At 45.6% G+C, this 15,138-nt stretch carries 13 protein-coding genes; 6 read left to right on the top strand and 7 right to left on the bottom strand.

What is annotated here, in order from left to right:
- The first annotated feature begins 133 nt into the window (after window positions 1-133).
- Entirely contained in the window at window positions 134-1,471 is a 1,338-nt protein-coding gene (locus tag CUR83_RS10540; RefSeq protein ID WP_093070516.1) for a PepSY-associated TM helix domain-containing protein, read from the top strand.
- A 93-nt stretch (window positions 1,472-1,564) separates the two neighbouring features.
- Here CUR83_RS10540 and CUR83_RS10535 read toward each other — a convergent pair whose 3' ends face one another.
- The 4 genes from CUR83_RS10535 to CUR83_RS10520 form a co-directional block, all read right to left on the bottom strand.
- Window positions 1,565-2,335 (bottom strand): iron ABC transporter ATP-binding protein, encoded by a 771-nt coding sequence (locus CUR83_RS10535; protein ID WP_093070513.1) that lies wholly within the window; start codon window positions 2,333-2,335, stop codon window positions 1,565-1,567.
- A gap of 75 nt (window positions 2,336-2,410) precedes the next feature.
- Window positions 2,411-3,496: an iron chelate uptake ABC transporter family permease subunit gene (locus tag CUR83_RS10530; protein WP_284719611.1), complete on the bottom strand. Its 1,086-nt coding sequence runs from the start codon at window positions 3,494-3,496 to the stop codon at window positions 2,411-2,413.
- A 114-nt stretch (window positions 3,497-3,610) separates the two neighbouring features.
- Window positions 3,611-4,588, bottom strand: coding sequence for an ABC transporter permease (locus CUR83_RS10525; RefSeq protein ID WP_071002159.1), 978 nt, complete (start codon window positions 4,586-4,588; stop codon window positions 3,611-3,613).
- 199 nt (window positions 4,589-4,787) lie between these two features.
- Window positions 4,788-5,825, bottom strand: coding sequence for a siderophore ABC transporter substrate-binding protein (locus CUR83_RS10520; RefSeq protein WP_093070508.1), 1,038 nt, complete (start codon window positions 5,823-5,825; stop codon window positions 4,788-4,790).
- Window positions 5,826-6,336: 511 nt separating this feature from the next.
- Between CUR83_RS10520 and CUR83_RS10515 the strand changes: the two genes are divergently transcribed.
- The 3 genes from CUR83_RS10515 to CUR83_RS10505 all read left to right on the top strand — a co-directional run bounded on the left by CUR83_RS10515 (window position 6,337) and on the right by CUR83_RS10505 (window position 8,564).
- The gene (locus CUR83_RS10515) at window positions 6,337-7,317 is read left to right on the top strand and encodes an energy transducer TonB (RefSeq protein ID WP_284719610.1); all 981 of its coding nucleotides are present in this window, start codon (window positions 6,337-6,339) and stop codon (window positions 7,315-7,317) included.
- A 108-nt stretch (window positions 7,318-7,425) separates the two neighbouring features.
- Window positions 7,426-8,112 carry a MotA/TolQ/ExbB proton channel family protein gene (locus CUR83_RS10510; RefSeq protein ID WP_071002156.1) on the top strand — a complete coding sequence of 229 codons (687 nt, stop codon included), beginning with the start codon at window positions 7,426-7,428 and terminating at the stop codon, window positions 8,110-8,112.
- A 50-nt stretch (window positions 8,113-8,162) separates the two neighbouring features.
- Complete coding sequence (locus CUR83_RS10505) at window positions 8,163-8,564, top strand: ExbD/TolR family protein (protein ID WP_071002155.1); 402 nt, start codon at window positions 8,163-8,165, stop codon at window positions 8,562-8,564.
- A gap of 200 nt (window positions 8,565-8,764) precedes the next feature.
- On the opposite strand, the gene CUR83_RS10500 is transcribed toward CUR83_RS10505, so the two are convergent.
- Window positions 8,765-9,298, bottom strand: coding sequence for a DUF2799 domain-containing protein (locus tag CUR83_RS10500; RefSeq protein ID WP_058024115.1), 534 nt, complete (start codon window positions 9,296-9,298; stop codon window positions 8,765-8,767).
- A gap of 400 nt (window positions 9,299-9,698) precedes the next feature.
- On the opposite strand from CUR83_RS10500, the gene CUR83_RS10495 reads away from it, so the two are divergent.
- Window positions 9,699-10,301: a hypothetical protein gene (locus CUR83_RS10495; protein WP_071002153.1), complete on the top strand. Its 603-nt coding sequence runs from the start codon at window positions 9,699-9,701 to the stop codon at window positions 10,299-10,301.
- Window positions 10,302-10,594: 293 nt separating this feature from the next.
- Entirely contained in the window at window positions 10,595-13,261 is a 2,667-nt protein-coding gene (gene topA, locus CUR83_RS10490; protein ID WP_284719609.1) for a type I DNA topoisomerase, read from the top strand.
- A gap of 82 nt (window positions 13,262-13,343) precedes the next feature.
- Here the strand turns inward: topA and CUR83_RS10485 are convergent, their stop codons facing one another.
- Window positions 13,344-13,901 carry a superoxide dismutase family protein gene (locus tag CUR83_RS10485; RefSeq protein WP_071002151.1) on the bottom strand — a complete coding sequence of 186 codons (558 nt, stop codon included), beginning with the start codon at window positions 13,899-13,901 and terminating at the stop codon, window positions 13,344-13,346.
- Window positions 13,902-14,096: 195 nt separating this feature from the next.
- Window positions 14,097-15,131 (bottom strand): META domain-containing protein, encoded by a 1,035-nt coding sequence (locus CUR83_RS10480; RefSeq protein WP_284719608.1) that lies wholly within the window; start codon window positions 15,129-15,131, stop codon window positions 14,097-14,099.
- Window positions 15,132-15,138: the final 7 nt, after the last annotated feature.

The following is a 15,138-nucleotide window of genomic DNA, read 5'->3' as shown; positions in this document are numbered from 1 at the left end:
CTTATAGAGTCAGCTGTCTGTACATGGGAGCTGGCTTTTTATTGCCTACTGGCTTTTGGATTGGCTATAGCAGCAATGACGTGCTAACGGATAAATACCTACCCAAACAACATATAATAAAGAACCAAGACCAATGATTACATTCAATCCTCGTCAAGCCTGCTTGTGGATTCATCGCTATACGGGTCTTGTGGTGGCAGGCTTTTTATTGCTTGCAGGTTTGACAGGGGCGCTGCTCGCTTTTCATCATGAGTTAGATGACTTGTTTAACCATAAACTGGCGCGTGTCGAGGCGCAAAACACGCCGATACAGTCTGTCGCTGCGCTGCATGATAGTGTGATCCGTACCTATCCGCAATATGGTTTTTCAAGTTTGCCGACGACCATTGAGGCGGGCAAGTCAGCGGTGTTTTCGGTAGATAGATGGCGCGGCGGCAAGCCTACCACGCCTGAGCCTGCTTTTAATGAGGTTTATGTCAACCCTTATACCGGCGCGATTATCGGTACGCGTGATAAGGAGGCATGGGCATGGCACAATACCATGTGGAAGGTATTTTGGCTGCATCGTGATTTATTGCTGGGTGATATTGGTAAATGGGTCTTGGGCATTGTCTCGCTAGTTTGGACGATTAATTGCTTTATTGGCTTTTACTTAACGTTTCCTCGAGCAGTCAAATCGAGTCAGTCAAAACAAGTCTCTAGCAAAAAACGCGCCTCGCTGTTTAAGCGCTGGCTACCTGCATGGAAAATCCGTACTAAGACCAATACCTTTAAGCTTAACTATGATTTGCATCATGCTTTTGGTCTGTGGCTATGGGTGATGCTGTTTGTCATCGCGTGGTCGAGCGTTGGGTTTAATCTAAAACCCGTTTATCAGCCTGTGATGCAGGCAGTGGTCGGACTGACGCCAAAAGAAAGAGGGCGACCGCCAACCAAGCCTGAACCGAATAAAACAGTAGAAAATCAGGGTAGGGCAGATAAGTCTATAAACTCAAATACGACTGTTAACGATAGCCGCAATACAGCGGATGCCATTGCTCAAGCAGTCAATAAGAGCAACAGCATTGCCTATCTGAGTGCACAAGCCGATATTGCGGCGCGGCAGAATGGCACGGCTGTACAGCAGTTATTGGGTATCCGCTGGGTTGCAGAGGACGAGCAATGGCAAATGCGTTTCAAAACAGATAGAGATATTGGTACACACAGCGGCGCGTCATCTATTACGGTTGATGCTGCCACAGGAGAGGTTGCGCGTGTTAGTTTTGGTTATCAAAGCGGTTTTGGTAATAAAGTAGACCAATGGCTGTCAACGCTGCATATGGGACATGTAGGTCAAGGTTGGAGCCATCGACTGTATCAAGCATTTTTGGCAATGATTGGACTGGCAGTTGCGGTGCTATCAGGGACAGGTGTGTATCTATGGTGGAAAGGCCGACAGCAGCGTTTAAAGGCGTTGCAAAAGCTCAAATAGATATTAAAACATAAAATTGATGTGCTCAATATAGTGCTAGTACCAATGTACTAGCATTATATTGAGCTTTTTTACATAAGAAGAAGTGGGGTTTTACACCGTATCAACAATCACAGGACGACCCTGATGATTGAGCACAGTCACATCGACATTGTATAAATCTTTCATTGTCTCTTGAGTAATAACATCAGCAGGGCGACCAACAGCCATCACTTCTCCTGCTTTCATTGTAACGACCGTATCGGCAAATTGTGCTGCTTGATTGATATCATGTAGGACGATCACCACGGTTTTTTGCTGGCTGTGGCTAAGCGTACGTAGCTCACGCATGAGTCGACCAGCATGATACATATCTAGGTTATTGAGTGGCTCATCAAGCAATAGATAGGGCGTATCTTGGCAGACAATCATCGCAATCAGCACGCGCTGACGCTGTCCACCTGATAGCGTTGACAAGAAACGCTCGGCAAGTGGCTCAAGCTCAAAGCGTTCGAGGATTTCCTGTACTTTTTGCTGATCTTCTGCGGTTGGTTGTCCTTGATGATAAGGGTAACGACCAAACATCAGCAGCTCATGCACGCGCAGTCGTCCTTGTACATGGTTGTCTTGTCCGAGCATCGCGACCGTCTTGGCAAGTGTGCGCGCCTGACAACTGACAATATCACGTTCCTCATTATCTACAGCGAAGCTCACTTGCCCAGCCTGTAACGGTTGCAAGCGAGCCATGACAGAAAACAACGTCGATTTTCCAGCGCCGTTAGGCCCAATCAAAGCAATGACCTGCGCCGTTGGTAGGGACAACGTAATGTCATGCAAGATTTTTTGTTTGCCAATATGGTGAGAGATATTATTCAGTTTAATCATAATCGTCTTATTTAAAAAGTCTTAGGGCTTTCTTTATCAACAGCATCAGCCAAATAAACAATGTCGGCTAAGTCGTTATAACGAACGGCGCTGGGACATAAATATCAATGCCAAGAACACGAGGCCACCTGCGAGCTCTATCACAACGGACAATACGCCTGCCATATCTAGCACTTGCTCAAAGAGTGTCTGACCCAACACCAAGCAAATCATAGCGACCAAACTGACCAATATCAGCCGCTCAGTATGATACATGTGTCGAGCGATACGATTGGTCAATGCACAAACCAATAGACCAAAGAAAGTCACTGGACCGACCAGTGCCGTGGCTGTGGCGACTAGCACTGCGATAACAGTTAATAGGCCAAATGCCAGACGTTGATAATGGATACCAAGGTTAATGGCTTGGGCTTGTCCGAGCATCAGCACATCGCATTGGTAGCGCCAGCGCCAGACAAACACCGCAGTGATGATACAGATAAATAGGCTAATGCCTAATAGCTGAGGATTGACCGTATTGAACTGCGCGTAGCTAGCGGACTGTACGACCACAAAATCATCAGGGTTAATCAGCCGTGCAATGAGTGCTGATAAACTGCGGAACAACACACCAAAGATAACGCCTACCAATATCAAGCGTGTCAGATCCTGACTGCTTTTAGAAAATAATAGCTTAAATAATAATAAAGATGCCCCAAACATCAGGACAATCTCTAGCGTGAAGTTGGCAATAGGATCGAGACTGGTAAAACTAATCGCCCCTAAAAAGAAAACCAGTAAGCTTTGTAGCAAAACATAGAGCGAATCAAACCCGAGTAGGGAGGGCGTTAGAATTGGATTGTGAGTCAACGTTTGAAACAATAACGTCGACACGCCAATCGCATAGCCAACCACCATCAGTGCCAGCAGTTTTTTGCCGCGTAGCGGTAGCGCAAAGTCCCAATAGCCATTGACATTGAGTGTCATAAACAAGGTCATCGAGATCAGTAGAATAATAGCTGCAATGGATTTCGGATGCGCAGCTATCCATGCCCAAAGCTTTGCTAACTGACCTTGGGCAGCAGCTGAATACTGACCATCTGCTGCAGATGAGTTATCTATCGCTGTGTTGGTTTCCGTAGAACGAGCCTTTGTGGCACTAAGCTTAGTTGATGAGAACATAAATAAATCCTATGATGCCAAGCTTATCTAAATAAGGCAAAAAATGAACGACGGTAAGTGAGTGGTTAATCGATTAAAGATTGCTGTTTTATTATTCAGCTTTACTGCTTAGTCTTATTGCTCAGCTGGCGCGCGCAGTAATAGCCATAAAAACAGCACTGTACCGACCACGCCAAATATGGTGGCAACAGGCACTTCAAATGGATAGCGAATCGAGCGACCGATAATATCGCACAGCAATACTGCCGAAGCACCAAGTAGCGCGACTGCAGGCAAGCTACGACGCAACTTATCTCCCATCAGTCGGCTCACAATGTTTGGCACGACGAGGCCAATAAAAGGAATCATACCGACCGTCACGACGACAACGGCACTCATCATGGCCACCATCCCCACACCAATCCACGTCACTTGGCGTTTACTAATACCTAAGTTCAAGGCGATATTGTCACCCAAACCAACGATGGTTAGCTTATCGGCGATGATATAGGCGAGTACACACAGCGCGCCCGTGAGCCACAAAAGCTCATAACGACCTGCCAAGACGCCTGAGAAATCCCCAAACTGCCACACGCTGAGCATCTGTAGCGATTCGGTTTGATAGGCGATAAAGGTAGTGACTGCTTCGATAATGCCGCCGAAGACAATACCAATCAGTGGAACCATCAAAAAATCAGTCGGCGGAATACGGTGAATCAATAGCATAAATAGCATCATGCCGAATACAGCGGCGATGGTCGCTACGCTCATCTTCACAATGAGCGCACTGGCAGGAAATAGCAGACTGACTACCAGCAAACCGAGCGCGGCGCTTTGGGTAGCACCGACCATGGACGGCTCTACAAAGCGGTTTTTTAGCACCACTTGGATGATCATTCCCGCCACTGCCATCGCAATGCCCGTCAAAATAATCGCAACGGTGCGCGGGATACGGCTGACCAGTAGTAGCGAGCTATCAGAGTTTGCACTATGACTAATGATACTTTGTAAGATACCCGACCACGAAAAGTCAGCCACACCAATAGATAAGCTCAATAACACCAAAAGCCCCATGATAATGAGGCTTGCGGTGTTGATTAACCACGGTGGCATGGCAGCACGTCGATATTTCGAGCCTAAAGTATGGCTAGCGCTTCCTTGCCAATTTGATACTGGCAGAGAAGCGTTAGGTTTGAGCCTAGCACGAGCACGGTGTGAAAATAACGACATAATCTTTATTGGCTTAAAAATGAGCAAGGTTAACGGTAATAATTACCTACTTGTGCAATAATCGCTTGTATAGAGAACGACGTTATTTAGCGTTAGCAAAAGCATCTTTAATCGTTGTGAGATCCTGCATCCATTGGTAATAGCCACCAAACGCTAGGTAAGAGTCTGGGCTTAGATAAACCACTTGCTGCTTGCTCCAAGCGTTGGTTTGCGCGACCAGCGGATTGTCCAATACGGCTTTGGCACCGATACCATCTTCACCAATCGCGGCGCTGCGATCGATAACAAACAACCAGTCTGGGTTGGCTTTTTGGATATATTCAAAAGAGACCGGCTGTCCATGAGGGGCATCGGCAATTTGCTTATCTGCCATTGGCACATCTAGCACCGTATGGATAAACCCGTAACGAGATTTATCGCCATATGCTGACATTTTATTGCCATTAACCATAACGACCAGACCAGTGCCTTTATCTTTAGTGACACCCTTTGTCTCGTCAATAAGCGTATCTATGTTTTGTTGCAATCTAGCGGCCTGATCGCTTTTGCCAAACAACGCACCCAAATCATGCAAACGCTGCTTACTCGACTCATAAATATTAGCCGTGTCGATAGACATATCCAACGTCGGCGCGATGTTTGACAGCTCATTATACTTTTCTGCCATGCGTGAGCCCACCAATATTGCTTGTGGTTGCATGGCATTCAATGCCTCAAGATCTGGCTCAAACACAGTGCCGACCGCTTTTGGTTCAGGCTGCGTTTTTGAGTGTAAATTGTCTAACAACAAACTGCCTGGCATACCGTCAACAGCCACATCTAGTGCTGCCAAGTCTTGCATCAAGGTCATGTCATAAACCACCAACGGTGAGGGACTCATTGCCAATTCAACATCACCCTTAACCGTATTCACCGTGATTTTTTCAGCAGAGACGGCATCGTTATTGGCCACGTTTGACGACTCATTGGCCGTTTGATTGGTAGCTGTAGCATCAGCGGTGTCAGTCTCAGGCGAGCTACAACCTGTCACACTGATAGCAGTGACTAGAGCTGTCATCATCAATAATGGACGTTTAAAAATAGGATTAGTACGACGGTGTGATAATGGGGTAGTAGACATAAGGGACTCGGTATATCAGGATGTTTAAGCAGTCTGTTAATAAGACAACTGCACAGGTAGCACAATAGAAATAGAAAATGATGAGAGCAGCTGGGCAGAGTAATGCTCATATCAAAGGGGTGCCGATAGAGCGCCTGTCAGTTTTACTCTCTAGCCTTATTCTTTTGGGTTGAGCGTTTTATGGTTTGGATATTTTTATGGGTATCAGTTTTTGATCATGATACGGAAAAACCAAACAGCCGTTATGATAAAGTAGTTGAGACTCATTATCAATAATAATAATGATAATGATTTTTATTGACGATAAGTATTTATCTAAAAGACTTATTAAAAAAGCGAGCTAAATACGGGCGAGATGGCAGTAATGCTCAATAGTTATAGGACATCTGTCAGAGATAAGAGGCAATGAGTTCACAAAGCAAAGAAAATATTATAAATTATTATTGATAATAATTATCGTTTGCATTATTATCAACGCCATTCCACCTCGGATAATAAACATTAGGCTGTTATGAGTTCAACGGATTTAGAGACACCACCAACCAGATTGATACTGCTATCTCTTCTCGTAGTAGTAGGGCTGCATGTACTCACCGCAGTCGCCTTGGCGGTGATCAAAACGCCCAAACCACAGCCTGCGCCAAAAGAAGATATCACGCCTGTCGAAATAGAGTTTGTGACGTTACCTGCTAATAATGCAGTAGCGAAAGTAGAAACGAAAGAACCTGTGCAGCAGGTCAAAAAGGTCACCGTCAAAAAAGAAGTGCAACCTAAGCCTGTACAAAAGCCAAAAGCAGAGCCACCGCCTAAGAAGCGTGTCGAGACACCTATAGAACCAGCGAAGCCTGTGGTGAAAAAAGTATCTGAAACACCGCCAATCATCGCAACCGAAAAAACATCTACTGAGAGTAGTCAAAAGCCTGTACCAAAAGAAGCAGCACCCAAAAAGATCAGCCCAGAACCGACAGTTGATACATCAGCTGCTGATGAACAGCGCAAAGAGGCTGCTGCTCGAGCCAAAAAAGCCGCTCAAGAAGCACAAGACAGAGCAGCGCAAGAAGCCAAAAGAGTCGCGGATGCTAAGGCTGCGGCACAAGCAAAAGCTGCTAGAGAAGCAGAAGCCGCCGCCCAAGCACAAGCCGCTAGAGAAGCAGCTGAGGCAGCTGCGGAAGCTGCTGCTCGAGCACAGAGTAATGAGCCTGTAAGCTTTACTGCGAGCGCTGCCAATTGGGCCTCTGCGCCAAACTTTAGCTTTCCTGATCGTGCGGCACGTAGAGCGCGTTCAGGTGATACGCTCAACGTGGTATTGGTATTGCGTGTCAATAAACAAGGTGGTATCGATAGCGTGCGAGTGGCGCAGTCTTCAGGCAATACTTTGCTGGATAAAGAAGCCCAGCGTCAAGTACGCTCTGGCAAGTTCAAACCCTTTACCAAGAATGGCGCACCCGTGGTGGGCAATGTGACCTTGCCGATCAGCTATGCGGTTCCTTAAGTATTTATATTTTATAACAACGTATTTATTGATAATCTTTCATAATAAGACAAGGCATGATACTCATTTTAGTAGCATGTGATGGCATAAAACATTAAGGAGTCTGATATGGACTTTATGCAATACTGGCAGATCAGCGACATGGTGACAAAGACGTTATTCTTTTTGTTACTTGCGTTATCTATTCTCTCTTGGGTGACAGGTATCGTCCGCGTATTGCAAAGTCGCAAACTGGCGACCAGTGTAGCAGATGACTTGAGTCAACAACTACAAGCAAAGCAGGCCGATTTGGTCGGCTCCGATGCTGCCGCTCGTCGTTTGGTCACTGAACAGACGTTACTCAAGCACATAGGGCGCTACCGTTTTGCCAGCGAGCGCGGCTTACCTATTCTTGGAACGACGGCAGCGATCGCGCCATTTATCGGCTTATTTGGCACGGTGTGGGGCATTTTCCACGCGCTGCATAATATTGGTATGAGTGGACAGGCAGGATTGGGACAAGTGGCAGGCCCCGTTGGTGAGGCACTAATTATGACGGGTCTTGGTATCGCTGTGGCTATTCCAGCTGTGGTGTTTTACAACCTAGCAGTACGTATCAATCGCCGTGTGATGTATCAAGCCAATGATAGAGCACATGATCTGTTGTCCGGGTCTGCTGAGCCTGTGCCATCGTCTACTAGCCCGAATGCGGGCGCAACATCGGTGCAGGCGGTTAAAGGCAATCGCTCAAATACTATCGATGCAGCAGTAGACACGCAGCAAGCGCGCCACTACAGCAGCTCTGTGGCAGAATAAAAAAGCACCTCTTGGTGGCATGACAATAAACACAAGTATTGAGAATAATTATGGCATTTCAACTGGGTGATGATGACGTTCAAGGTATGAATGAGATGAACCTCATTCCGCTTATCGATATCATGCTGGTATTGATGATTATCTTTTTATTGACAGCGACCGTGCTGAATCCGACGGTTCCTTTAGATTTGCCAAAGACCAGTGCTGAGGTCAATCAAACGCCGCCAGAAGCCATTCAAATCAGTATTGATAAAGACGCGGGGATATTTTGGGACAGCGATCCCATCAGCATGGAAGCGCTAGAGGCGCGTTTGCAGGAGCAAGGCGCAACCGGCAAAGATCCTTCAGTACAACTGCGCGCCGATAAAGAAGGTAAGTATGATACGGTCGCTCAGGTCTTGGCGGCTGCCAGTCAAGCAGGACTTACCAAGATTGCCTTTGTCAATGAATAATAGCAGCGATAAACGGTAGTAAGTAGTAATAAGCAGCGAAATGCAACGTCCGTTACAGCAAAAAATTGTCGATATAAATCAACAAGCCAATGAATAGCACGAGCGCCATAACAATAATAAGAACGATCAAAATAATAAGCTTCTCTCCGACCTCAGTGACGACTTAAACCTCAAATTAAGTCATCACTGAGGTTTTCTTTTTACCAGCCATAGCCAAATGGACGGTAGCCAAAGCCCAGATGTCCGTAACCAAACGGATAAGGCGAGCGCAAGTAATCCAGATCGCGCTGACGGATATAGTAGTAGCGTCCTTGAGAGTAAGCTTCTTCTAATTTCTCAATACCTTCTAATGGACAGACTGGCTGCCAGTCATAGCCTTCGCGACCGAGCTTATAAGCGTTCAGCTCGGTACAGTAGTTTTTGAGACCTTGCTGTCGTCCTTGCTCCCACTGTATGCGGTTAGGACTGGCGCCTCCGACACTGGCGCAGCTGTTGGTATAGTGCCCGAAGTAAGCCCCTGAACGACCTTGTAGACCATCGGCATAACCGACTTCTTGCCAGTTACTGCTTTGACATTGCTGCGGGGTCAGGCTTTGGGTAGTGGCACAGCCTGACACTGTTAGTACGATTGCGCCAAGTAATGATAAGCTTATGCCAGTGTTGCTCAGGAGTTTACCTGTCAGCTTGCTAGCGATATAAGCGCTTGACGAGTTTGACTTAATAAGATAATTCATAATAAACCTGCGCGCGTTTAAAATTATGGTTTATCATAGCACTTTTTTACGCCGACCACTTTTTGTATCTGGTTTTTGTATGTGGCTATGCTACTGATGATTAGGCACGCTAAATGTCTGATTTAACAGTATAACTGACAAATAAAGAGTGAGCCATATAGCCAGTTTTTGAATAGTAGTTGAGTGGCAGTGCTTGATTTTTGCGGGTTCGAGCTCATTATAAGTCTTGCTATATCGTTATCTGTCATGTGAGTAGCAGCCAGTTCACGTTAACGATTTATAGGATAGTTATTTATAAAGCCGTTATTTTTACTGTTGGCGTAGACAGCGGTTATTAGCCGTGGCAGTTATATTGATATTGTTTAGCATCATTTTTATTTAGTTAAAAGGCCAGAGCATCATGGGAACATTGATTGGCGTTATCATTGTACTATTCGTCTTAGGGAGTATGATGGCGCTCAAACCGAATGGTATCGATCAGCGTTTAGACAAGCTGCGTATGACCGCACGCCGTTTGCAGCTTAATCCAAAGCTCGTTGCTTGCCCTGATTGGATCAAAGGTCGTGATAATGAATATGGCCGCGGTATGCTTGGACAGTATTGTCTGATATTAGAAGAGACCAAACTGCCGCACACACGCTATCAAGTGATCGATGGACAATGGCGACCAGATAGCAGTTTTGTTGATACCAGCGATGATGCAAAAACACTCCATATTCCAAGTGCCATTCGCTCTACGCAAAGCAGCAATAATGTGACGGTGAAAAAAACCGATTTTAGTTTGGACAAAGCACCATTAGAGCTACCAGTGAGCATTGAGCCGTTTGTTAAAGGGCTGATGACCAAGGCCAATAGCATTATCATTTATTGGGAAGACATTGCTTACGTGCGCCCAAACTCTAATCCCACGTATCATCAGCAACGGATTGAGGCAGATCTGTTAGTGCTCAAAGCCAATCTTGAGAAATGGGCGATACAAATGCAAAAAGACGCGAGAGGCTAGTAAAGCGCTTTTTTGTCTCCATTAAAGGGCGATATGCAAGTAGTTTTTCATATTCAGTTTATTTAAAGTTGACAGTTTATCGCTTAGCAGTGTAACGTCTTTATAACTATATCTTTATTTTATGGTTATAATTTGTTTTATAACCTTTTTTATCAGCAGCTACTATTACTATAAATCGCTGAGTCATGGCTAACCCCTGATCATCAGCACCCATAAATTACTCTGCTGCTGACTGTAATGTTACTTTCAATCTACTTATACTTTTAATCACTTATATTATGGTGTCGTCAAATATGGCAAAAACCACAACCAAAAAAACCGCAGCATCAGCTGCTGACAGCCCAAAGGGCAAGTCTTTGGTGATTGTAGAATCACCAGCCAAAGCAAAAACGATTAATAAATATCTTGGCGATGATTTTATCGTACGCTCGAGCATCGGCCACGTCCGTGATTTGCCAGTTAGTGCAAATAAAAGCGCAAAAAAAGCAACCACGACCAAAAAAGATGACAGTCTGACCAAAGAAGAAAAAGCACAGCAAGCACTGGTGCGCCGTATGGGCGTAGATCCAGAGCATGATTGGGCGGCGGTCTATGAAGTATTGCCAAACAAAACCAAGGTCATCAAAGAGCTCAAAGCACTGGCCAAAGACGCTGACAAAATCTATCTGGCAACGGATATGGATAGAGAGGGGGAGGCGATCGCTTGGCATCTAAAAGAAGTTATCGGTGGGCCTGATAGCAAGTATCAACGTGTGGTCTTTAACGAGATTACCAAATCAGCCATCCAAAATGCCTTTAAACAACCCTCAAAGCTTGATATCGATCGCGTCAATGCTCAGCAAGCGCGCAGATTCTTGGACCGTGTCGTTGGCTTTATGGTATCGCCACTATTATGGCAAAAGATTGCTCGCGGACTATCAGCAGGCCGTGTGCAGTCAGTTGCTATGCGCTTGGTTGTTGAGCGTGAGCATGAAATTCGCGCGTTCATTCCAGAAGAATACTGGCAGATTCATGCAGATACACATGTCGCTCATGATAAAACCAAAAAAGCCTCAGATGCAGAGCAAATCGGTATCCGTCTAGAGGCGACCAAGCAGGGCGGCAAAACGCTAAAGCTTGGTAATAAAGAGCAAACCGATAAAGTGCTTGAGATACTCAAAGCAAGCGATTTTATCGTTAAAGAGCGTGAAGAGAAGCCAACCCAGTCACGTCCTAGCGCACCCTTTATCACTTCAACTTTGCAGCAAGCAGCCAGTACGCGTCTAGGGTTTTCGGTCAAAAAGACCATGATTTTGGCGCAGCGTCTGTATGAAGCGGGTCACATCACTTATATGCGTACCGATTCGACTTTTTTGTCTGGCGATGCGCTCGCGGCTGTCCGTGGTCATATTGAAGACAGCTATGGCGCAAAATACGTGCCAGAAAAGCCAAATTTTTATGGCAATAAGCAAGGTGCTCAAGAGGCGCATGAAGCGATTCGTCCTTCTAATGTCAACTTAAAGTCAACGCAAATGAAAGGCGTTGAGCGTGATGCTATTCGTTTATACGAGCTGATCTGGCGGCAGTTTGTGGCTTGTCAGATGACGCCTGCTAAGTATCTATCAGTCAATCTTTTGGTAGAGGCGGGTAATGTCGAGCTAAAAGCGCGCGGCCGTACGATGACTTTTGATGGCTATACTCGTGTTATGCCGCCGGCCAAAACTGATGATACGCTGCTCCCTGATGTCAAAAAAGGCGATAAGCTCACCCTAGATAAGCTCGATCCGAGCCAACACTTTACCAAGCCGCCACCGCGCTATACTGAGGCAAGTCTTGTCAAAGAGCTTGAGAAAAAAGGTATTGGTCGTCCCTCGACTTATGCCTCAATTATCTCCACCATTCAAGACCGCGGCTATGTCAAGCTCGAAAACAAGCGCTTGTTTGCCGAAAAAATGGGCGATATCGTCACCGATAGATTGACCGCAAGCTTCCCAGACTTGATGGATTATACCTTTACTGCTGCGCTTGAAGACAAGCTCGATCATGTCGCCGAGGGTGAGCAAGATTGGAAAGACGTGCTCGATAATTTCTATGGTGAGTTCAAAACCACCCTTGAGCATGCCAAAGGCAAAGATGGTATGCGTCCGAATGATCCAACCGATGTGCCAGATGTGCATTGCGATATTTGCGATCGTCCGATGCAGCTGCGTACAGGCTCAACAGGCGTATTCTTAGGGTGTACGGGCTATAACCTGCCGCCAAAAGAGCGCTGTAAAGGCACCAAAAATCTAATGCCAGTCGAAGCATTTGCCAATCTAGATGATCCAGAAGGGGATGATGAAACGGCAGAAGTCAAAGATTTGATGGAGAAAAAACGCTGTCCGAAATGCGGCACCGCGATGAATGGTTATATCGTCGATGGTGGTCTCAAGCTACACATCTGCGGTAATAACCCTGATTGTGACGGTTATATTCTAGAAGAAGGTAAGTTTGAAGTACCAGGATCAGATGCGCCAACCATCGACTGTGACAAGTGTGATGGTCAGATGGAGCTAAAGACAGGTCGCTTTGGTCCGTATTTTGCTTGTCAGAAATGCGATAACACCCGCAAGGTGCTAAAAACAGGCGAAGCAGCACCGCCGCGTATGGATCCTATTCATCTACCAGAGCTAAAATCGACCAAACATGATGATTACTTCATTTTGCGTGAAGGGGCGGCAGGCATGTTCTTAGCGGCTTCTAAATTTCCAAAGGTGCGTGAGACTCGTGCGCCCAAGCTCGCTGAGCTACGGGAAATTAAAGACAAGATGGAAGACAAGTTCCAATATCTGTTTGAGGGACCAGATGAAGATCCAGATGGTAACCCAACTATATTACGTTGGTCACGTAAGAAAAAAGAGCAGTACATCGGCTCTGAGAAAAACGGCAAGGCCACCCGTTGGGGTGTGTACTGGCGTAAAGGCGAGTGGGTAGAAGAGTAACCACTTTTCTACCAGTCATAAAAAAACCTCTTAACCATATACAATATAGTTAAGAGGTTTTTTATGGCTAATATATATAGTATTAGTTCATCTCGATAATACCGCAAGCAACACGGTCGCCTGATGCGCCTGATGGTTGGCTGGTGTAGTCGTCAGCGCCAGCATGGACGATAAAGGCACGGCGATTCACGCTATACTTACCTGCCTTATCGGCCGTGATTTTTTTGTTTACATAGTTGATAGTAGCGACGCCATCTTCATTTGCTGTCAGATTAGGTAGGTCACCTGCATGACCATTCATGTCATCGGGATTAGAGTGTGGTTTGTTGTCAGGATTGAAGTGACCGCCTGCCGCTTTACCCATATCAGCACAGCTACCTGTCTCATGAATATGTAGTGCAACCGTTTGGCCCGGCTGTAGATTCATGAGTTTACCGTAGACTTGTACACCGCCATCGACAGGACGCAGGAACATCTGTCCGACTTCGTTCTTATCACCGCTCACCGCTTTGATGGTAGATTTTAGTGCTGGCTGATTGACAGGATTGCCTGTTTGCATTTGACCTTCGACCGTTTGGCAACCAGTCATGGCTAACGCTGATCCGCATAGTAGGGCACTTGCAAGCATTGTCTTATTCATTATTATCTCCAGTTATTTTATTCATTATTTAGAACGTAGTTAAAGTCACAAATATCTGTATTTATTGTTCTGTTAGAGCGCGTATCGATATTCGTTAACATCATCGTCAGTATAGCCAAGCAAACCCTATAGTTATTCATTAAATGCGCAACAATCGGTTAATAAATGTAAGTAACGTATAGGATTGAAAATGTATTAAGGGATTTTCTTTGGCTCATTTTTCCAAATTAAGGTTTCGCCTGTTGCCATGGTTTGCAGTAAGTTATAACGTGGATAATCGCCTTTATTACCTGTTGCTGATTGTAGCTGCATACTTAACGTCAGGGTGCTGCTGCTTTCCTGCATAAAGTTAAATAGCGTGGTTTCAATGCGATTGCCTGTTTCGCCGCAGCCCATCATTGTGCTGATAATCATGCCAACCTTTAGCGTATTATCGTCAAGTAGAAAATAAGGTGCACCAGAGCCATTGCAATTCGAACCAAAAGAGATGATTGAATTTTCAGATTGACTAAAAATCTCGAATGAAATGGGATAATCAGGATGATAAAAATCACTAATCGGTTCTCTATTCATCAGCTTTCCTTGCTCGTCATAATGATTGGCAACCGCGCTTTCCAAATGCCACTTATAGTTCGCTAGCAGTTTAGTACTGATTGGTAACCCTATCGGTGGTGAAAGTAGCGGTTTTGCTATCCCTGTAAAGATAAGTTGGTTGCCATTTTCCATAGTCAGTGCAAGGCGCTTTGGCGAGGCTGTGGTATCGTCCTGTGCTGTTAGGGATGTTGTAGGTAGTAACTTAATCCCAAACATATACGTACCATAGTCCTCAAACAACGTGCGAATATTATAGTCATCAGTACTGCTGTTCGTGCAGGTCGCAGGTAGCTGTACAATATAGCTGCTATAACTGAATGGGGGTGCACCAGAGAATAGGTCGATTTTATCGTGCGTACAGCCCTGATAAAAATGCAGTCTACCTGGATCAATAGCCAAACGTATGGGGTTCGTACTTTGGATAGGGATAAGCTGACCATCATCTCGCGTCACTTCTGACAGTTGCCAGTTGTAGCCACTACTCCATTGCATGACTTGATTCTTTGGAATATCGAGCGTATCGGCTTGTGTGGTACTGTACGCTACGGATACGGTATTTTTACTCATCGACTGACAGCCTGATATGGCAAGCACAGTACTGCAAAATAACGCGCTGGCGAGCATCAGTTTTTTCATGAGTGTG

Origin of the sequence: Psychrobacter pocilloporae (genome assembly GCF_029872915.1) — a bacterium.
GTDB lineage: Bacteria > Pseudomonadota > Gammaproteobacteria > Pseudomonadales > Moraxellaceae > Psychrobacter > Psychrobacter pacificensis.
The sequence above is the reverse complement of the archived record's forward strand: the minus strand, read 5'-3'. Positions and strand labels throughout refer to the sequence as shown.